At 67.7% G+C, this 19,886-nt stretch carries 16 protein-coding genes; 6 read left to right on the plus strand and 10 right to left on the minus strand.

The features are described from left to right. The first annotated feature begins 61 nt into the window (after positions 1 to 61). Genes CYJ07_RS10355 through CYJ07_RS10370 form a run of 4 tightly spaced genes read left to right on the plus strand, consistent with a single transcriptional unit; the run spans position 62 to position 3,772 of the window. Positions 62 to 664, plus strand: a complete 603-nt coding sequence (locus tag CYJ07_RS10355) for a helix-turn-helix domain-containing protein (protein WP_104203612.1) — start codon at positions 62 to 64, stop codon at positions 662 to 664. After that, positions 661 to 1,323, plus strand: a complete 663-nt coding sequence (locus tag CYJ07_RS10360) for a response regulator transcription factor (protein WP_104203613.1) — start codon at positions 661 to 663, stop codon at positions 1,321 to 1,323. The genes CYJ07_RS10355 and CYJ07_RS10360 overlap by 4 nt, the downstream gene beginning before the upstream one ends. Further along, complete coding sequence (locus CYJ07_RS10365) at positions 1,320 to 2,693, plus strand: sensor histidine kinase (RefSeq protein ID WP_104203614.1); 1,374 nt, start codon at positions 1,320 to 1,322, stop codon at positions 2,691 to 2,693. Before CYJ07_RS10360 ends, CYJ07_RS10365 begins: the two co-directional genes overlap by 4 nt. Then, positions 2,690 to 3,772 carry an ABC transporter substrate-binding protein gene (locus CYJ07_RS10370; protein WP_104203615.1) on the plus strand — a complete coding sequence of 361 codons (1,083 nt, stop codon included), beginning with the start codon at positions 2,690 to 2,692 and terminating at the stop codon, positions 3,770 to 3,772. Before CYJ07_RS10365 ends, CYJ07_RS10370 begins: the two co-directional genes overlap by 4 nt. A gap of 182 nt (positions 3,773 to 3,954) precedes the next feature. Here CYJ07_RS10370 and CYJ07_RS10375 read toward each other — a convergent pair whose 3' ends face one another. The 4 genes from CYJ07_RS10375 to CYJ07_RS10390 all read right to left on the minus strand — a co-directional run bounded on the left by CYJ07_RS10375 (position 3,955) and on the right by CYJ07_RS10390 (position 8,030). After that, positions 3,955 to 4,389 (minus strand): septal ring lytic transglycosylase RlpA family protein, encoded by a 435-nt coding sequence (locus CYJ07_RS10375; protein ID WP_231489598.1) that lies wholly within the window; start codon positions 4,387 to 4,389, stop codon positions 3,955 to 3,957. Between the two features lie 73 nt (positions 4,390 to 4,462). Further along, positions 4,463 to 5,923: a sodium-dependent transporter gene (locus tag CYJ07_RS10380; protein WP_104203616.1), complete on the minus strand. Its 1,461-nt coding sequence runs from the start codon at positions 5,921 to 5,923 to the stop codon at positions 4,463 to 4,465. Positions 5,924 to 6,080: 157 nt separating this feature from the next. Continuing rightward, positions 6,081 to 7,181: a 4-hydroxyphenylpyruvate dioxygenase gene (hppD, locus tag CYJ07_RS10385; RefSeq protein ID WP_104203617.1), complete on the minus strand. Its 1,101-nt coding sequence runs from the start codon at positions 7,179 to 7,181 to the stop codon at positions 6,081 to 6,083. A 240-nt stretch (positions 7,182 to 7,421) separates the two neighbouring features. After that, a complete protein-coding gene (locus CYJ07_RS10390) occupies positions 7,422 to 8,030 on the minus strand; it encodes a LysE/ArgO family amino acid transporter (protein WP_104203618.1) in 609 nt (202 codons plus the stop codon). A 94-nt stretch (positions 8,031 to 8,124) separates the two neighbouring features. Between CYJ07_RS10390 and CYJ07_RS10395 the strand changes: the two genes are divergently transcribed. After that, positions 8,125 to 9,057 (plus strand): LysR family transcriptional regulator ArgP, encoded by a 933-nt coding sequence (locus tag CYJ07_RS10395; protein ID WP_104203619.1) that lies wholly within the window; start codon positions 8,125 to 8,127, stop codon positions 9,055 to 9,057. Positions 9,058 to 9,078: 21 nt separating this feature from the next. Here the strand turns inward: CYJ07_RS10395 and CYJ07_RS10400 are convergent, their stop codons facing one another. The 6 genes from CYJ07_RS10400 to CYJ07_RS10425 form a co-directional block, all read right to left on the minus strand. Then, a complete protein-coding gene (locus CYJ07_RS10400) occupies positions 9,079 to 9,384 on the minus strand; it encodes an MTH1187 family thiamine-binding protein (protein ID WP_104203620.1) in 306 nt (101 codons plus the stop codon). Positions 9,385 to 9,426: 42 nt separating this feature from the next. Continuing rightward, complete coding sequence (locus tag CYJ07_RS10405; RefSeq protein ID WP_104203621.1) at positions 9,427 to 14,331, minus strand: coiled-coil domain-containing protein; 4,905 nt, start codon at positions 14,329 to 14,331, stop codon at positions 9,427 to 9,429. Further along, a complete protein-coding gene (locus CYJ07_RS10410) occupies positions 14,328 to 15,143 on the minus strand; it encodes a hypothetical protein (protein WP_104203622.1) in 816 nt (271 codons plus the stop codon). The genes CYJ07_RS10405 and CYJ07_RS10410 overlap by 4 nt, the downstream gene beginning before the upstream one ends. Next, complete coding sequence (locus tag CYJ07_RS10415; RefSeq protein WP_104203623.1) at positions 15,140 to 16,639, minus strand: hypothetical protein; 1,500 nt, start codon at positions 16,637 to 16,639, stop codon at positions 15,140 to 15,142. Before CYJ07_RS10415 ends, CYJ07_RS10410 begins: the two co-directional genes overlap by 4 nt. Before the next feature lie 91 nt (positions 16,640 to 16,730). Further along, on the minus strand, positions 16,731 to 17,396 hold the full coding sequence (locus CYJ07_RS10420) for a dienelactone hydrolase family protein (protein ID WP_104203624.1): 666 nt from the start codon (positions 17,394 to 17,396) through the stop codon (positions 16,731 to 16,733). A 136-nt stretch (positions 17,397 to 17,532) separates the two neighbouring features. Then, positions 17,533 to 18,114: an endonuclease dU gene (locus CYJ07_RS10425; RefSeq protein ID WP_104203625.1), complete on the minus strand. Its 582-nt coding sequence runs from the start codon at positions 18,112 to 18,114 to the stop codon at positions 17,533 to 17,535. Positions 18,115 to 18,161: 47 nt separating this feature from the next. Here CYJ07_RS10425 and CYJ07_RS10430 point away from each other — a divergent pair. Next, a partial coding sequence (locus CYJ07_RS10430; RefSeq protein ID WP_104203626.1) for a RecQ family ATP-dependent DNA helicase occupies positions 18,162 to 19,886 on the plus strand: 1,725 nt, incomplete at its 3' end.

Raw genomic sequence — 19,886 nt, forward strand, 5'->3', positions numbered from 1 at the left:
CAATGCGTAGGGGTGCAATTGCGACCAAAGTCCAATGCTTCCCAACCAGGAGACTCAAGGCATGGCCCAGGATCGCGTCGAAGCCGTCGAGCGCGCACTCACCGTACTGGCAGCGTTCGACAACGAGCAGGAAACCTTCACCCTGGCCGAGCTCGCCCAGGCGACCGGCTACTACAAGAGCACCCTGCTACGCCTGCTGGGTTCGCTGGCCCGCTTCGATTACGTACAGCGCAGCCATGACGGCCGCTGGAGCCTGGGTCATGCGCCGCTGCGCCTGGCGCGGCGCCACCCTCCCAGCCGCCACCTGAGCACGCGCATTCAGCCGCTGCTCGACCGGTTGGCTGCCGAGACCGGCGAGACCGCCGCCCTGCTGGAGAATGATGGAAGCCAAGTCGAATGCCGACTGGTCGCCCTGCCGACCGAGGCCCTGCGCCACGAGCTGAGGCCCGGCAGCCAATGGCCCCTGGCCGCGGCCGACGACCCCCGCCCCGACCTGCCCGGCGGCAACATGCTGCTGCAAGCCCTGCCCAGCGTTCCCGGCGAGCCTAGGCGCTGGTTGTCCCTCTCGGGCCCGTCGAGCCGACTCGATGCCCGTGGCGAGGCCGCATTGAAGGCGGCGCGGGACGAGCTGACGGCCACCCGCCAAGCGGAGGTCGTGACATGAATCTACTGCTCGTCGAGGACGACCATCTGCTGGCCGAAACCCTTCAGGACGCTCTAGCCCTGGCGGGTTATGCGGTGACGCACCTGGCCGACGGCGACGCCGGCCATCGGCATCTGGAGAACCCGCATCACGGCCACGCGCTGGTCCTGCTCGACCTCAATCTACCCGGCGCCAGTGGGCTGGAAGTGCTCGAGGCGTTGAGGCGTCACGACCGGGACACGCCGGTGCTGATTCTTACCGCCCGGGGTGCGGTGGAGGATCGCGTACGCGGGCTCGACCTGGGCGCCGACGACTACCTGGCCAAGCCATTCTCGCTCGAGGAACTCGAGGCCCGCGTGCGTGCATTGCTGAGACGACGCGTTCGGGGTCAGGAGCTGCGCGTCGGGTCGCTGCACTTCGACGGCCTGGCGCAGCGTTTCACCCTCGACGGCGAGGTTCTCGCCCTGCCGCCCCGGGAACAGCGCCTGCTCGGCTGCTTGATGCGTCACGCCGGCGAACCCGTCGACAAGGCGCGCCTGGCCGACGAAGCCTTCCAGGGCGAGCCCATGGGCGACAACGCCATCGAGGTCTATGTGCATCGGCTGCGCAAGCGCCTGGGAAGCAGCGACATCGCCCTGCGTACGGTGCGCGGCCTCGGTTATCTGCTGGAGGCGACGTGAAGCGCGGCGACAGCCTCTACCGCAGGCTGCTGGCCTGGTTGTTGCTGCCGCTGCTCCCCCTGGGAGGGCTGATGGTGTTCCAGGCCTGGGTCGATGCACGCCACACCGCCGACCGCGCCTTCGACCGTCTGCTCGAGGCAGCCAGCCTGTCGATCGCCGAGCAGGTGCAATGGCAGGACGACCGGCTGTGGCTCGACCTGCCCCCGGCGGCGCTGGATATGCTGGCCACCGACGCCGAGGAGCGGGTCTTCTACAGCCTGGTCGATCGTGACGGGCGTTTCATCACCGGCAACGCCGAGCTGCCCGGCGACGAACGGGGCGACGCCGAGACGGGCGACACCCTGCTGTTTCGCAATGTCGCTTGGCAGGGCATGACGCTTCGCCAGGGCGTGCGCCGCTCGCGCCTGGAGGACTGGCGTCTCAGGGAGCGCTTCGAGATACGCGTGGCGCATAGCCGCGAGGGTCGCGACGCGCTGATGCACGAGCTGCTGCGCGCCAACCTCGCCTATATCCTGGCCATGGCGCTGCTGGCCGTCGCGGTCCTGGTGGTGGCGATACGCTCGGCCCTGGCGCCACTCACACGGCTGCGGCGCGCCATTCGCGCGCGCGATCCGCGCACCCTGACCCCTCTCGACCTGCCGCTACCGCGCGAGCTGGCCGAACTGCGCGAGACCCTGAACGAACTGCTGGCGCGCATGCGCCGGGTGCGTGCCAACCAGGAGCGCTTCATTGGCGACGCTTCCCACCAACTGCGTACCCCGCTGGCGGGGCTCTCGGCCCGCGCCGAGCTGGCCCTGCGGCATGACGATCCCGCCCGCTGGCGCGACGCCCTGGTCGCCATGCAGGCGACCAGCGCGCGTACCGCACGGCTGGCCATGCAGCTGCTGTCGCTGACGCGACTCGACAACCCCGAATACCGTCCCGAACTGGCGCCGCTCGATCTCAACGACTGCGCCCGCCAGGCGGTGCGCGACCACTGGGCAAGCTGTCATCGCCGGGACATCGATCTCGGCGTGGAGTGCGCCCCGCAGCCCGTCCGGATACGGGGTATCGATTGGCAGCTGCAGGAAGCGCTGAACAACTTGATCGACAACGCCTGCCGCTACGGCGCCCGGCGCATCACGCTGCGTACGCTCCCTCATCCCCCCACACTCGAAGTCGAGGATGACGGCCCCGGGATTCCCGAGTCGCGCCGCCTGCTGGTGCTGCGCCCCTTCCACCGCGGCGAGGAGGGAGGCGAAGGCTCCGGGCTCGGCCTGGCCATCGTCGACAGCATTGCCCGGGCCCATGGCGCACGGCTGACGCTGTCCCAGGGCCCCGACGGCCATGGACTCATCGTGCGCCTGCGTTTCAGCGAGGAGAACACATGATCCGCCCCCTGCGCTGGTGTCTGCTTGCCCTGTGGAGTCTGACCGCCTCGGCCGAAGAAACCCTGCACTACCCCGCAGAACCCGTCGCGGGACCGCCTCAGCCGCTGGTCGTACATGCCGCCCTGGACCTGCCGCAGGCACGGCCGCTGCTCAAAGCGTTCCATCGCCGCCATCCGCACATCGACCTGACCTACCGCAACCTGACGACCCTGGAGCTGCATCAGCGCTTCCTCGATGCACCGGATGCGGCCGACGTGGTGCTCTCGTCCGCCATGCCCTGGCAGTACCATCTCGCCAACGACGGTCACGCGCAGCCGCTATCCGGCGACGTGGCGAGAGGCTGGCCGGCGTGGGCTCGCTGGCGTGATGAACTGTTCGCCTTCACCTTCGAGCCCATCGTGATGGTGGTGCATCGCGACCTGATCGAACGCTTCGGCGACGTGCGCAGTCACGGCGACATGCTCGAACTGCTGACCGAGCACGCCGACGCGCTGGCGGGACGCATCGTCACCTACGATCCGGTACGCAGCGGCGCCGGCTACACCTACGCCATCGAGGAATCGCGACTCTCGCCGCGCTACTGGGATCTGGTCTCCGCCATGGGGCGCGCCCGCACGGTGCTCGCCGACACCACCGGCGAGATGCTTGACGGGCTCGAGGAGGGACGCTACCTACTGGGCTACAACCTGCTCGGCAGTTACGTCCGCGATGCGGTGGCCGACCATCCGGAACTGGTCATGGTGGTACCCGATGACTATGCCTTGGTGACGCAGCGCCTCGCCTTCATTCCCCGCCAAGCCCCGCATCCCGAGTCGGCCACGCTGTTCATGGCGTTCCTGCTCAGCGAGGCCGGCCAGCAGGTGATTGCCGAACAGACCCATCTGGGGGCCATGCATCCCGCCCTCTCCGGCCCGGGCACCGCCGATGCCCTGCGCGAGGAAGTCGGCGACGCCCTGCGCCCGATATCGATCGGCCCCGGCCTGCTGGCCACGCTGGACCGGCTGAAGCGCGACTCCCTGCTGGCCCGCTGGCGCCGCGAATTCCAACGCGAGGTGCCGCCGCTTCGCTTAGCGCCATAGCGAGCCCCGCCACTGCTTTTCACATCGAGACCAAAGGCACGGCGTTGGACACGCGCTGTGTGGGGTGGGCAATGCGCGCGCTTGGCGAAAATCTAGTTTATGGCGCCTCGAATAACGCCGAAACCCTCCCGCCCGTCTGAGGGAGCCGCACGGTCCAGCAGGATGTTGTCGTGAAGGGCGCTTCACTCAGGCGACAGACGCACCTCCGCCACGCCCTGCCCAAGCATGTTGAGTTCTTCGGCTGCACGTCGCGAGAGATCGATGACACGGCCGCGCACGAATGGCCCGCGGTCGTTGATGCGCACTACCGTCTCGCGGCCGTTGTCCAGCCGCGTCACCCGGACCCGGGTGCCGAATGGCAAGCTGCGGTGCGCCGCCGTCAGCGCGTTGCGGTCGTAGGCTTCTCCACTGGCGGTGCGCCGGCCATGGTAACGGTCGGCATAGAACGAGGCCTGCCCCTGCTCGCCATACCAGCCGGATGGCGCCGAAGCCCGCTCGACCTGTCGGCCGTCGCGTCCAGCACAACCGACAGTCAATGCGAGCAGCAACAGGACCAGCATGCCCCGCACCGAGCGGGGGGCGGAAGGGCCGGCACCGAAAATGGAACGAACGCTCATCCTGTCACCTCGACGTAGACGTCCCCATCGGACCGGCCCGACATTAGCGTCAAGCCTAACGGCAGGCAAGCGTTCAGCCGGCCAGGGTACGACGCAGACGCGGACTTGCCACTTCGCCGATCAGCGTGATCAGTACCAGCACGGCCAGCAGCCACGGCCAGTGCAGACCGAACTGGAGGCGCGCGATGCCCAGTGCATCGACGAAGATCACCAGGATGCCCAACGGGCTCACGTAGCGCACCATGAACAGCCACAGCGCATGCCAGTGCGGCGCCAGCCCCAACTCCTCGCGGAAGGTTTCGCTCTTCAGCACGAATCCGGCCAGCAGCACCATGCCCAGCCCACCCAGCGGCATCATCCAGCGCGAGGTGAGGTAGTCGAGCCAGTCGAAGAAGTGCTTGCCCGCCAGGGTCCAGTCGGCACCGACGTTGAACGACAGCATCGCCAGGGTACTGACCAGCCATAGCACGATACCGGTGCCCCAAGCGGCGGCACGACGGGTAATGCCCTTGTTGTCGACCAACCAGGAAACGGTGGCCTCGACCATCGAGATCGACGAGGTCAACGCCGCCATGGAGAGCATGACGAAGAACAGCACGCCGAACAGCGTACCCAGCGGCATGGCCTGGAATGCCAGCGGCAGGCTCATGAACAGCAGGCCGGGCCCGCCTTCGGGACTCATGCCGTTGGCGAAGATCACCGGGAAGATCGCCAGGCCGGCCATCAGCGCCACCAGCGTATCGGCTACCGCCACGCTGAAGGTGGTGCGAGCGATCGAAGCACCGGCGGGCAGGTAACTGCCGTAGGTGAGAATCGCGCCGGACGCCAGCGACAGGGTGAAAAAGGCATGGCCCAGGGCGGCCAGCATGCCTTCGCTGGACAGGCTGCCGGTGTTGAACGAGAACAGGAACTGCCACGCCTCGCCGAAGCCGCCCGAGAACACGCCGTAGCCGATCAGGATGAGCAGCATGATCACCATACCCGGCATCATCCAGCTCACGCTCTTCTCGATGCCGGCCTGCACGCCCTTGCCCACTATCACCATGGTCACGAGCGTCACCAGGGTGCTCCAGAAGCCCAGGTTGAGCGGATTCTCATTGTTGGCAACGAAGATCGCCGCCATGTCCTCGACTCCGGAGCCCGACAGCCCACCGGTCAGCATCTTCCACAGGTAGGAGAACGACCAGCCGGCCACCACCACATAAAACGACAGAATCATGAAACCGGCCAGCATCGCCATCCAGCCCAGCAGCGACCAGAGTGGAGAGCGTCCGGATTCGGTCACCACCCGCCGCACCGCATCGATGGGGCTGCCGCGTCCGCGCCGACCGAGGCCGATCTCGGTCATCATGACCGGCACGCCCACGGCCAGGATGCAGACCAGATAGACCAGCACGAAGGCGCCCCCGCCATGCTCGCCGGTCATGTAGGGAAACTTCCAGATATTGCCCAGGCCGACGGCGGAGCCCGTCGCCGCCAGTACGAAGCCCCAGCGGCCCAGCCACTGGACACGGGGTTGTTGTTGAGTCGTCATCAGGTCACCAGGGAAAATCGTTGTTATCGATCGACGCAGCAATATGCACGCTGCAATCAATGCGATGCAACGTTATTTTTGTAGAAAGGGGTTGCTTTCAGTTTTTTCATATCGAATACGAAACGGCCCCCGCCCGTGGGGAGGGGGCCATCGGCGATCAATCCGCCTTGAGTACGCCACGACGGATCTGATCCTCCTCGATCGACTCGAACAGGGCCTTGAAGTTGCCTTCGCCGAAGCCGTCGTTACCCTTACGCTGAATGATCTCGAAGAAGATCGGACCGATCACGGTCTCGGTGAAGATCTGCAGCAGCACGCCTTCTCCCTCACCGCCGTCAATCAGCAGGCTCAGTTCACGCAGGTCCTCGACGTTCTCCTCATGGTTGGGCACGCGCTGGTCGACCTTCTCGTAGTAGGTGTCGGGCGTGGAGAGGAACGTCACGCCGTTGTCGCGCAGGGCGCGCACGGTGGCGTAGATATTGTCGGTGGCCATGGCCAGGTGCTGGATGCCCTCGCCGTTGTATTCGCGCAGGAATTCGGCGATCTGCGAGGTATCGTCGGCCGACTCGTTGATCGGGATGTGCATCTTGCCGCACGGCGCAGTCATGGCACGAGAGTGCAGGCCGGTCTTCTTGCCCTTGATGTCGAAGTAGCGGTTCTCGCGGAAGTTGGCGATCTCGGTGTAGAAATCGGCCCACACATCCATCTGGCCGCGATCGACGTTGTGGGTCAGGTGGTCGAGCACCTTGAGGCCCACGCTGTTGGCGTTGCGCGAGCGGCCGGGAATCGCCTCGAAGTCGATGTCGTAGATGGTGCGCCCATCGCTGTCGACCTTCTCGTCGACGAAGTAGAGCAACGAGCCGCCGATGCCGCGCACGGCGGGAATGCCCACCTCACCGGGACCGACGGGGTTCTCCACCGGCTCGGCGCCGTGGGCCACGGCATAGTCGAAGGCCTGCTTGGCATCGGTCACCTTCCAGGCCATGGCGCAGGCGCTGGGGCCGTGCACGCGGGCGAACTCGGCGGCTTGGCTGTCCGGCTCGGCATTGAGTACGAAGTTGACGTTCTCCTGCTGGAACAGGAAGACCTGCTTGGAGCGGTGCTTGCGGGTCTCGGTGAAGCCCATGCGGTTGAACAGCGCACGCAGTTGCTCGATACCCTCGGCGGTGGGCGCGCTGTACTCGACGAACTCGAAGCCGTTGGTGCCGATCGGGTTGTCCTTGCTGATGGGCGATACAGTCTTGGCAGGTGCGTTCATGGTTCCTCCAGGGGTGGCTATTGTTATCCAAGGCATACATCACCACGGTGATGCATGGTGTCGATGCGTGCCTCCAGCCTAGTGCTCCGACCTCCCGGCAGGAACGCCCCGTCGATGGCTTTCCCCTGTTGTCGAACGGCCCTGGCTCCCCCTGCTGTAAGAAAAACCTTACGGTCGAAAAAGGTCAGCCCTGGGCGCTCTCGCGGTGGTGCGATATCCTGACAGCGCGTAAAGAAATCGTTACGGCATCATTGCACCACTTGCCAGCCGCCAAGCCACCCACGCCAGGATCACGCCGATCACTAGGTCGATAGCCCGCCAGACCCGCTGGCTCGCCAGCCGGGGGGCCAGCCAGCCTGCCGCCGCGACCAGGCCGAAGAACCAGCCGAACGACGCCATCGCCGCCCCCACGAAGAACCCCCACGGGCTTGGCTGGACCGCACCGATCGCCCCCAGCAACACCACGGTTTCCAGATAGACCTGCGGGTTGAGCAGCGTTACCGCCAGCGTGGCGGCGAGCGCTCCCCGCCACGAGGCCTGATGCCGTCCACCGGCCATCAATGCATGTCGCGCACAAGCCCGGCGCAGCGCCAGCCAGGCCTGCCAGGCAAGAAATCCAGCGCCGGCCCAGCGCGCCACTTCCATCAGCGCCTCCTGCCGGGCGATCAGTGCCCCCAGCCCGAGCACCCCGAGCCCCACCAGCAGCCAATCGCATAGTGCGCATACGCCGGCCACCAGCCACGCATGTTGACGGCGCAGCCCCTGCTGCAGGACGAAGGCGTTTTGCGCCCCGATGGCGACGATCAGCCCGGCACAGATCAATAGCCCGTTCAGCCATGACAACCACATTTGCGTCTTCTCCTGGCAAGCGAATGCTGCCAAGGCTAAGCTCGACGCGCCGATTAATGAAATGAATTAATGAACTGGGGGATAAGCAAAACTGATGCTCGACTATAAACTGCTCGAAGCGCTGGTGGCGGTGATCGACCAGGGGGGCTTCGAGCGCGCCGCCCGCCACCTGGGCTTGACCCAATCGGCGGTCTCCCAGCGCATCAAGCTGCTCGAGGCACGCCTGGGCCAGCCGGTGCTGGTGAGAAGCCCCAGGCTCGCGCCGACGCCGCTGGGCCGCAAGCTGCTCAACCATGCCCAGCAGGTACGACTGCTGGAAAGCGACCTGCTTGGCGAGGTGCCGGCCTTGGGTGGCAGCGAACAGCGCCTGCGCCTGGCAATCAACGCCGACAGCCTGGCCACTTGGTGGCCGGAAGCCATTGGCCGCTTCTGCGAGCAATACCCCGTGCTGTTCGAGCTGGTGGTGGAGGATCAGGAAGTGGCACTCAAGCGCATGCGCGACGGTGACGTAGCCGGCTGCATCTGTGACACGTCCACGCCGGTTCAGGGCGCCCGCAGCCACGCCCTGGGCAGCATGCGCTATCGCGCCCTGGCCAGCCCCGCCTTCGTGGCGCGCCACTTTGCCGGTGGCGTGACGCCGGAAGCGCTGCGCCGGGCACCCGCCATCGTGTTCGGCCCCGACGACCGCCTGCAACATCGCTACCTGGCTCAGCACGGCGTCGAGCCGCCCTTCCCGCACCACCTCTGCCCGTCGTCGGAGGGTTTCATCGGGCTGGCCCTGGCCGGATTAGGCTACGGCATGGTGCCCGAGCGCCAGGCCGAGCGGGAGCTCAGCGAGGGCCGGCTGCAGGAGATCGACCCCGGCCCTTACCTGGCCGACGGCCGTCTGGTCGACCTGTCGCCGGGCTACGTGATCGATGTGCCGCTCTACTGGCACCACTGGCGCCAAGGCGGCAGGATTCTCGATGCCCTCACCGAGCACCTGCTGCGCCTGGGTGATGCCTGGTTGACACCGCTGCCGGTCTGATCGCGCCCATCCGCGCCCCGGTCAGGCGTCGCGCAGCTTGTCGCGCACGCTGGATACCTTGTCGCCCATGGACTGCTCGCGGTCGGTGCGGGTGCCGAGCTTGATGGTAGTGGTGATGCGCGGTGCGCCCATCTCGTGCACCGTTTCATGGCAGCGTTTGACCACTGCCATCACCTCGTCCCACGGCCCCTCGATGTTGGTGCCGTAGGCGTGCATGTGGTGCTCGAGCCCTGAGGACTCGATGACCCGCTGGCAGGCGGCGATCTGCGGCGAGACCGACACGCCCACGCCCAGCGGCACGACGCAGAGATCAATGATGACGTGCATTGGTATTCCTCCTTTCGTTATCCAACCATGCCGTTATCCGACTCAGGTCTCCGCCGGCTCGCTCACATGGATGCCGAACAGGCTGGCCTCGCCCTGACTGCGCCCCAGCGACTCGGGCGTGGTGATTCGCCCGTCGCGCACCATCACGTGGCCGCCTTGCCCCTGGGCCCCGCCGATCACGCTGCCCACCAGGTAGGTGGGGAAGATGTCGGGGTCGTTCTCGTAGTTGGGGTTGTGGATCAGGCCGATCATCTGGAAGCGTCCGCGAGTATTGCGTAGCGACTCCAGCGAGTCCTGGATCAAACGGCGATGGGAGAGCTTGGAGAACAGCCCGTCGAGCAGGATCACGCTTTCGCGACTGGTGCGCGCGCGGCGACGGTGATGTCCCGGCAATTCGCGCAGCTCGCGCTCGATGGCGAACTCCGACAATTTGACCAACCACATCAGCGACACCGCCTCGCGTTGCCCTTCCGACATCTCCTCGTTGAGCGAGAACAGACGGCCGTGAGGGCGAATGGCGTCGTGCTTGAGGCGGATCGAGACGTCGTGGAACAGCCCGCGGTAGATCCGTCGGCGAATCTGGCGCAGCAGGTCGTCGTCGCGCCGGCGCGCCTCGCCGTCGACCATGCCACCGTCGCGCTCGGCACGGCGGCGCATGGCCGCTTGGTGCTCGTCGATGTCGGCCAGCAGCGTGGCGATCAGATCGCGCAGCTGGTCGGGGCCGATCAACGACGCCTTGACCTCGAAGAAGGCGCCGCCCTCGCCGCTGCTCCTGGCCACGCGCTTGAGGATATCGAGGTTGCCGGCGGCGTCGGCGATGATCGAACTGAGACGCTCCACCAGGGTGCCCTCGATCTGCTCGCGCGAAGCGTGCAGCCGCTCGACCCGCACGCGGTGGTCGTCGAGCTGGCCGGCGAGCTGATCGTGCAGGTTGGCCAGGTCGTCCAGCGCCGCAACGCTGGCCGGCGCTCCGTCGGCATGGCCGAGCCCTCCGAGACGGGCACGCTCGGTGTCGCTGAACAGGCGGCTGTGGGCCGCCTCGGCCAGCGAGTCGGCAAGCTTGCGCTCGCTCGCCTCCACCTGCCGGGCCTGGCGGTCGCGGTTGCGCGCCTGCTCGCCCAGGTTGAGTTCGCCCAAGGCGTCGAGCAGCGTCTGCTGACAGGCCTCGAGCGCCTCGATATCCAGTTCGCTCTCGTCGGCCGCGCCATGCCATGCCTCGAGCGCGGCATTGCGCGCCTCGTGCTGGGTGTCCTCGGCAGGCCAGCGGCTGGCCTCGTTCAGGTCCACCAGTGCCGCCAGCCGGCGCGGCCAACCCACCGGCAATTCACGCAGCGCCCGCAGCCACTCCACCGCGAGCTGATCGACCAGCGCCAGCGCCCGGCGCTGCTCGGCTAGCTTCGCCTCGAGGGCATCGCGTTCCGTCGTCCGCGTCTTGCGGGCATCGCGGGTCTCGCCAAGCTCGCGCTTGACCCGGGCGATCTCGCGCTCGAGTTTCTGACTGCCGCCGGCCGCGTCGCGCACGTCAAGGTAGGCACGAATGCGGCCGAAGTCGAAGTCGGCGCGCCGGGTAGCCCGCGCCAACGCCGCCTCCAGCGTTTTCTGGACCTCGGCGGCGCTGGCCATGAAGTCCACGCCGCCCTCGGCCTCGAACCGCGCCAGGGCACGCAGCCGATCGCGCTCGCCGTCGGTGAAGACGCCACGCAGCTGGATCTCGGTCTCGGCATGGCGCCGGGTCAGGTCCTCCTTGCGCTCGGCCGCCTCCCCAAGGCGTGCGTCGGCTTCGGCCAGGTGGCGTTCCAATTCGGCGAGCCGTGCTTCCAGCGCCTGCAGTCGCTCGACGCCGCCGGCATCACTGAACTGTTCGGCGGCGAGCCAGGTGGCACCGTGGGCCTCGATCTCACGGGCGGCCCGTTCACGCTCGGGCGCGAGTTCGGCCAGCGTCGTCTCGGCCTCGAGCTTGGCCTCGGCGGCTTCCTGCCGAGCGAACTCGCCCCCTTCCTGGAGGAAGCGCTGGTAATCGTCGATGCAGGCGAGCGCCGCATCGGTCAGGCGCGGGGCCAGCTCGGCCTCGCGCATGGCCAGGGCGGCCTGTCGTTCGGCCAGCGCCTCCAGCGCCGTTTCGACATCCGCCGCGTCGGCCTCGCGGGCGCGCAGTGCCAGGGCGAACAGTTCGCCGTGGGGATCGAGTCGCTCGCACTCGGCGATCAGCGCCTTCTGCCGTTCGCGGTCGGCGGCCAGGCGCGTCTCGGTGGCTTCGCGCAGCGCCTCCAGATAGCTAGGATCGAGTGCGGCCTTGACCGCCAGGGTCTCGACGCCGGCCACGGCGCCCAGCGGCGGTGCGCCGGCGTCCAACAGTTCGCCGAGCGACCCGGCCTCGAATACCGGCAGCGCCAGGCCCGCCTCGATCAGCGCGACGGCGGCTGATTCGGCCGCCTGGGGCCCATCGACGACAGGGGCGAACAGCACGCCCGCCGCCTGCACCAGCCAGTCGCGGCGCCGCTCCGGCGCGAAGCGGCCGGCATTGAGCACGGCGTGCAGCGGCTGCCAGGCGATGCCGGCCTCGTCCAGGTGGCGATGTGCCTCGGCCTCCACGGCGCGACGCTCCAGCGGATCGCCGGCCAGACTCTCCAAGTAGCGCTCGCGAGCGGCGATGTCGGCATCGAGGGTTTCGGCCTCGCGCAGCAGACGCGGGTAGCGGCGCCGGGCGTCGGACAGCCAGCGTTCGGGGGCGATCTCGCTGCGCTCGGCGAAGTCGAGCCGCGCCCGGTGCAGCTCGCGCAGTCGGGTCTCGTCGTCGGTCAGCCGGCGGCGCTCCTCGCTCAGCTCGCGCTCGCGGTCGCGCAGCCGGCCACGCAGGTGCACCGGCTCGTCGTCGCCGTGCAGCTCGTGGTAGCGCCCCGCCGCCTCCGCCAGTGGCGCCAGGCGTGACAGGGCACGCTCGGCGTCCTGGCGCCCCTGCTCGGCGGCGCGGCAGTTCGCCTCGAACTCGGCGAGCTCGGTCTTGCGCCGCGACCAGAAGCCGGTGACGTTCTCGCCGGGCCAGCCTTCGACGAACGCCCGCCAGGGCGCCTGGCCGCGGGCCAACAGCCCCTGCTCGCCGCTCAGCCGCTCGCGTTCGCCATTGAGCCGCTCGCGTTCGGTGCGCGCACCCTCGAAGGCGGCGATGCTCTCGTCTCGCCGGCGCGTCAGCTCCTCAAGGGTCTCGACGAGCTCGGCCTCGCGTTCCTGCTTCTCCTCGAGGCGCTCGGCGGGAGCGATGCCCGGGTGCTCGCGGCGAAAGGCGTCGTGCAGGGCGGCCACCTGCTTGCACTCGCCGATGCGCCCCAGGTGGGCGTTGAGGGCGCGACGGCCTTCGTCGGCCTCGCGCTTGGCGGCCTCGGCGCTGGCTTCCGGCGCCTCCAGCTCCGCCTCGTCGAACAGCCCTTCGGCCAGTGCCTGGGTATAGAAGCTCTGGTTGTCGACGAAATCGCGCTGCTGGGACTCCAGCCGCTCGCGCTCCTTGTCGAGATGGTCGAATCGGTCGTCCAGCGTTTCCAGCTCGCGACTCAGCTCGTCGAGATAAACGCCGTCGCCGATCACCTCCTCGCGGAAGCGGTTGGCATCCAGGCGCTCGAAGGCTTCGGCACCGTCATCCAGGGCGTCCAGCGCCCGCGAGCGAGCGCTGTCGTCGTCGATGGCGTGACTCTCGGCCAGCCACTCGCGGGCGGCCCTGAAGCTGACGTGCCCCACCTCGCGATTGAGCGGCCACTCGGCCTCGGGCAGGTGGATCAGGCGACGATGGACGTCGACGCGGGCGCCGCGCTCCGACAATGCCTGGCGTACGGCGCGCTCGGAGAGGCCCGAGAGCTTGGCCAGCAGCCAGGTGGAAACGCGCGGCCGCCCGGTATCGCCTGACGCCCAGGCGAAGCCCTCGGCCAACGCCCCTGTGCCGGCCTCGTCACCTTCCTCCCGCGGCGGCTTGGGTACACCAGGCAGGCCGAGCAGGGCCTGGCCGCCCAACAGCGCCTCGCTGGCGGCCAGGCCCTGGTCGAGCTCATCGAGCCGAGCCCGGGCGTCGCGCAGCGTCTCGCCCTGTTCACGTAGCTCGGCCAGCCGTACCACCTTGTCGCTGGCGCGGCGCTGGTCGCTCTCGGCCTCCTCCAGGCGGTGGCGCAGCTCGGTGATGTTGGTGCCGGAGTTGAGGATCACCTCCTCGATCAGCTCCTCGCTCTCGTCGGTCTCGCCGCGAGTCGCGCCGGAGAGGATCTCGGGCGCCAGCACCTCGAAGAAGAACGCCTGATCTGCCTTCTCCCCGGCGCGCGGCTTGATGGCGTTGAAGATCTGACTCTTGTCGGCGCCACCCTCCTTCTGGAAGGCCGCCAGCTGGGCCAGTTCGCGGCGCGAAACGTGGGCGCCCACCGCCTCGAGCCACTCCTCGCGGTTGTGGGTCAAACGTACGCCGCGCTCGCCCATGGCCGCCTTGACGTCGCGGTTGGCGTAGAGCGCCAGCTTGCCGTCGAGCGTCATGTGGTGCACCGGCACGTCCTCGAGACGCCCGGCGTAGTGATAGAATGAGAGCCCGCTGCCATCGCTGTAGCCGTAAAAACCGAACACGAAGGTCTCGCCTGCGACCTCTTCGCCGGCGGCGGCGAGCATGTCGTCCTGGCGTTCGAGCCCGCTACGCGAACGGAACTCCACCCGTAGATGGCTCCAACTGCGTGCCGCGCCGCCCACGGCCGAGGGCGAGCACTTGCGCCGTGTGCGCGAGAGCAGCGTGCGGTCGCGCGAGAGCAGGCCGATCAACGCCTCGGCGAGCGTGGTCTTGCCGAAGCCGTTCTCCATGCTGATGGCGCTCGACTGGCCGCGCAGGTCGAGCAGCACGTGACGCATCTTGGCGTCCCAGGGCGAGGCGACGTCACCGTGCTTGTTGAGCAGGTTGGCGACCTCGATGCGGTTGATCACGCTCATGCCTGGGACTCCTCGTGGACGGGTTCGTCGCGGACGTCATCCGCCATGCGGCCCTGGGCCAGCGCCTTCAGGTGGCCGAGCTGGTGAATGCCGACCTGCTCGCTCTCCAGTGCGCCGAGCAGGGTCTGCTGCCACACTTCGCCGGCGTCCTCATCGCCGGGGGTGTCGGCGCCATCACGCAGCCCCTCGAGCAGGCCGGCGCGAACCTGCAGGTCGATGAAGGCACGTACCCGGCGGCTGATATCCTCACCGCGCTCCTCGAGCAGCACCCGGCTAGCCTCCGGCGCCTCCTCGCCCAGTGCACGCAGCGTCTCGAGCTGCTCGCGCATCAGCTCGACCAGCTCGGCGCCGGCGAAGGTCGCCTCCTGATAGCGGCTGACGTCGGACAGTGCTCGGTTGTAGCGGGTATAGAGCAGCGTGTGCATCAGCAGCCACAGCTGCAGGTACCACTGGGCCAGTTCGGCACGACTCTCCTGGCGCAGCTTGAGCGCCTCGAATACCGGTTCGCGGGTGTAGAGGGGCGGCTGCTCCAGCTCCGGGTCGGGCAATAGAGCGTAGTAGCGCGAACCCGGCGCGATGCCCGGGTAGTCGCCCGCTTCGAAGGTCTTGAGTCTCAGGCCCTGCCCCGCCAGGAAGTCGCGTAGCGCTTCGCGCTCGGCCTCGCTGGCATCGTCGATCAGCGCGCAGACGTCGCGCTCTGAGAGCTGCCCCTCGCGGGCGGCACGGCGCTTGCGTCCGCCGCTGGGCGTGCGTTCGGCGCTGCGGTAGCGCAGCAGGTAGGCGACCACTTCGCCCATCTCGGTCATGTTCATACGCGCTCGTCCTGATCGATTCGGGGTGTAGCGTTATTTGGCGCGGCCGACGCTTGACGAAGCGGCGACGCAGCTTCGGGCGCCTTGGAGAGCGGCGCCTGGAAAAAGCCAAGCGCGGGAGTCACGGCACCTTCGATACGGCGCCCATCGGCAAGGGTCATTTCGAAGGCTCGCGCCTCGATGCCCACGGTCAGGCCCGGATCGAGCAGCTCCGTGTCGACGAAGGTGTTAAGTAACTGCGCCAGGCAGTCGCCCTCCTCGAAGCGGTGCCAGCCTTCAGCCAGGGCCTCGGGCAGCGACAGCGGCGCACGCTGGATACGCTCGCGCAGCGCCGGGCCGCGCGCTTCGAGAAAACGCGCCAGCAGCGGATCCTCGGGGGCAGCGTCCTGCTGCTCGTCGAAGACCAGCGCCGCCGGACTGGCCTCGGCACGGCGGCTTTCGAGCAGCGGGATCAACGGCGCCAGCCGGGGTATGGCCACCTGCGCGTGGAGAGGCATCATGCGCTTCACCACGGCGTCGCGAAGTGCGGGCGCCGGCGGCTCGACGAGCAGTTGTCGCGCCAGGTCCTGGAAGTCGATCACGCCCATGGCATGAATGCGGCCCTCTGCGATGTCGGCGAGCAGTTCGGAGAGTCGCCGCGACAGGTTCTCGATGGCGGTGAGCACCCGCCCGAGAGCGCTGGCCAGCATGCGCAGGTCCCACTCCTCGGCCTGGCTCCCACACCAGGTGTCGAAGCGCTCCATCAGGCGCGGCGTGGCGAGTTGAGCGCGGGCATCGAGCAGCGTCTGCTGGATGTTGGTCAAGGCGTTGTGATAGTGCCGCTCATTGTCGAGCAGCGCGGAGAGCTTGCCCTCGCGGGTGGGATTCTCGCGTACCCGGCGCAGCTCCTGGGTCAGGGCGCGGATCGCCAACAGGATCTGGTTGGTGATGTCCGGAATGCGCGCGAAATCGCCGCGGGCCAGCGCCGCCAGCACCTTGGCGGCGTCGTACTCGGAATAGAGCAGGTCCTCGACCTGGCTGGCGAGTGTCACCGCCTGGCGGCCACTCGGCGTGAGGCGCACCTGGCCGGTCTGGCCCTGCTTCTCGATCAGCGCCGTACGCTTGGTGCTGCGCCGGCTGCGCGCGTCAAGGCTCGATTCGGGGTCCTGGACTGGCTGACGCGCGTCCGGGTTCGGAGACGCCTGACGAAAGTGAAGCTCGCTCGGCGTCGAGAGCAGGTTGACGACGAAGCTCAGGTCATCGTGAGGCAGCCCGGGATAGCTCTCGCGCAGGTGGTTGAGGCAGCGTGCCTGCGACACGAAGGCGCTGTTGGTGGCGAAGTCCTCGTCGAGCAGGTAGTCGAGCAGCAGGCAGCCGAGGTCGAGCCAGTAGCCGTCGCGCAGGCCGCGCCGCTGCTCCTGGCTCACCTGCACGAAGGGTGAGCCGGGCTCGTGGGCGCTGTCATGCAAGTCGATCAGCCGCGTCGTGGCGATCAACAGCTTGCTCCAGGCGGTCATCGGTCATCCCCGCGAACAAAAGCGCCATTATGCCAAGCCCGGGCGGCCGGGTCATGGCAAGACTGGAGACGCGGCATTCCACGCTATGGCGCTATCCCTCCCCGCCCTGGAGATATTGCTGGAAGAAGCGCACCGCATGCTGCTGGACCTTCTCGAGCGCGCCCGGCTCCTCGAACAGATGCGTCGCGCCGGGCACGATGACCAGTTCGCAGTCGGCGTCGGTCATCTGCCGCCGTGCCTGATCGTTGAGCTCAATGACCGGTTCGTCGCGCCCGCCGACCAGCAACAGCGTCGGCACCTTGACATCGGCCAGGTGGCGTCCGGCGAGGTCCGGCCTGCCGCCACGCGACACCACCGCGCGCACCTGTTCGGGTCGCTCGGCGGCGGCAATCAGCGCCGCAGCCGCGCCGGTACTGGCGCCAAACAGGCCAATGGAAAGATGACGGGTGGCATCGGCGGTGGCCACCCAGCCGACCGCCGCCGTCATGCGCGAACCGATCAGCGGAATGTCGAAGCGCAGCTCCCGCGTACGCATGTCAATCTCGTTCTCTTGCGGTGTGAGCAGGTCGAACAGCAGCGTGGCCAGCCCCTGTTCGGCCAGGTATTGCGCTACCTGTCGGTTGCGCGAGCTGAAGCGACTGCTGCCGCTGCCGTGAGCGAAGACCACGATGCCGGTGGCACCGTCGGGCTGGATGAGGTCGCCTTCCAGAGTGACGTCATCGGCCTGCAGCGTGATGTTCCGGGGAGTGAGGTGCATCGGCTCCTCCTTCTGCCATACACAGTGCGATCCGACCGTTCTCAATTTTCCTGCTGGCAGTGTAGAAGCTTGGTCATGGAGTCGCTTGACCATGAAGTAGCTCGAACATGAGTCCTTATGCCTAGAGTCTTTAGGCCTAGACCCTTCCGGAGCTTTCGCCGGTCGTCACGCCGCCAGCTATCAAATGCGCCACGCGCAGGGGCTCGGGGATGCTGCCGTTGGGCGTGGTGGCGCGAATCACGCGTTCGGCCTCCTCGCGACTGAGCCCCATGCGCTGCACGTAGACGCCCGCGAGCGGCTCCATCTCGTCCAGCCGCTCGATCAGCGACCACTTGCGCGCCCCGCCGGTAACATGCTCGAGCAACGCCCGACGTATGGCTTCGCGGCGCGGCGCCCGGCGCGCCACCACCAGCACCGGCAGGCCCAGCGCCGCATGCAGGCGCGGCACGTCCACCACGTTGAAACCCGCCAGTGCGATTCCCTGCAACATGACGAGCTGAAGATGCCCCGCGAAGCGCGAGGCTCCCGCCAGGCGAATCAGCTCGCGGGTGCTGTTGACGCCATCGCGGCGCACCTTGCCGCAGAGCACGCCTTCCAGGCGCAACCCCGAGAAGACGGTGCCGACGATCGTTACGTCGCCGCGATGCTCGCGCGCGAACGGCGAGTCGTCGAAGCCGACGATATGCGAGAATGTACGATGCCGTTCGGTGGTCGCCATGGCCTCCGCCTTCAAGACACACAATAAATCGCGCAGGGAGTGCCTGGATGATTGAGCAGACGTTACAGCAGGTCTTCGGCTATGACGACTTCCGCCCCGGCCAGCGCCCGGTGATCGACGCGGTCGTGGCCGGCCGCTCGGCGGCGGCAATCTTCCCTACCGGCTCGGGCAAGTCGCTTTGCTACCAGTTGCCCGCCCTGTTGCTCCCCCACCTGACCCTGGTGATCTCCCCGCTTCTGGCGCTGATGCAGGACCAGCTAGCCTTCCTTCAGCGCCACGGCATCGCCGCCGCCAGCATCGATTCGGGCCAGAGCCGCGAGCAAGCGGCGGCGGTGATGGAGGGGGTCGCGCGCGGCGAGATTCGCATTCTGATGATCTCGGTGGAGCGGCTCAAGAACGAGCGCTTCCGTGCCTTCATCCGCCGCGTGCCGATCTCTTTGATGGTGGTGGACGAGGCCCACTGCATCTCCGAGTGGGGACACAATTTCCGGCCCGATTATCTCAAGCTGCCCCAGTACCGCCGGGAGTTCGGCATTGGCCAAGTGCTGCTGCTGACCGCCACGGCCACCCCCCGAGTGATCGCCGACATGCGCGAGCGCTTCGACATCGCCACGGGCGACGTGACCGCGACCGGCTTCTATCGCCCCAACCTCAACCTGGAAGTGGCACCGGTGGCGGCCGATGCGCGTCCACGTCAACTGGTCGAGTGGCTGCGCTCCAGGCTTGGCGCCGAGCCGCCCCAACCCACCATCGTCTACGTCACCCTGCAGCAGACGGCGGAGCGACTGGCCGCCTACCTGAGCAAGGCGGGCCTTGCCGCCATCGCCTACCATGCCGGGCTCGACGGCGATACGCGCGAACGCATACAGCGCGAATTCATGGCCGGCCATACGCCCTGCATCGTTGCCACCATCGCGTTCGGTATGGGCATCGACAAGGCGGACATTCGCAACGTGGTGCACTTCGACCTGCCCAAATCGATCGAGAACTACAGTCAGGAGATCGGACGGGCCGGCCGCGATGGGCAACCCTCCGATTGCCTGATGCTGGCCGGGCGCGATCACGTCAGCGTGCTGGAGAACTTCGTCTACGGCGACACCCCGGAGCCGCATGGCATTCGTCGGGTGATCGATGAGTTGATCGGTGCTGCCCAGGCCGGCACCACGCGTCAGTGGGAGTTGGTACTCAACGCGCTCTCCCAACACAGCGACATCCGCCCGCTGCCCCTCAAGACCCTGCTGGTCCAACTGGAGCTGCGCGGCATCATCGCGCCACGCTACAGCTACTTCGCCGAGTACCGTTTCCGTCTGCACGACGAACCCGAAGTTCTGGTGGCACGCTTCGAGGGAGAGCGTCGCGCCTTCGTCCAGGCCATCGTCGACGCCTCTCAACGCGCCCGCACCTGGTTCACTCTGGATTTCGAGGCACTCGACCGCCTCGGCAGGGAGCGGGGTCTGAACACCGAACGCCGCCGGGTCCTCACCGCCCTGGACTACTTCGTCGCCCAGGGCTGGATGACGCTCGAGAGCAAGCAGATGACCGAGGTCTACGACGTGCTGCGCGACGACCTCGATCCGGCGGCCCTGACCGACGAGCTGCACGCCTACTTCCGCGACAAGGAGCAGGCCGAGATCGAGCGCTTGAACGCCATGCTGGCCCTGTTCGAAAGCGACGGCTGCCTGAGCCGACGGCTCGCCGAATGGTTCGGCGACGACCGTGCACCCGAACGCTGCGGGCACTGCTCGGCCTGCCGGGGCCAGGTGGCCCGCCTG

The sequence above is a fragment of the Billgrantia saliphila genome (assembly GCF_002930105.1).
Classification (GTDB): domain Bacteria; phylum Pseudomonadota; class Gammaproteobacteria; order Pseudomonadales; family Halomonadaceae; genus Halomonas; species Halomonas saliphila.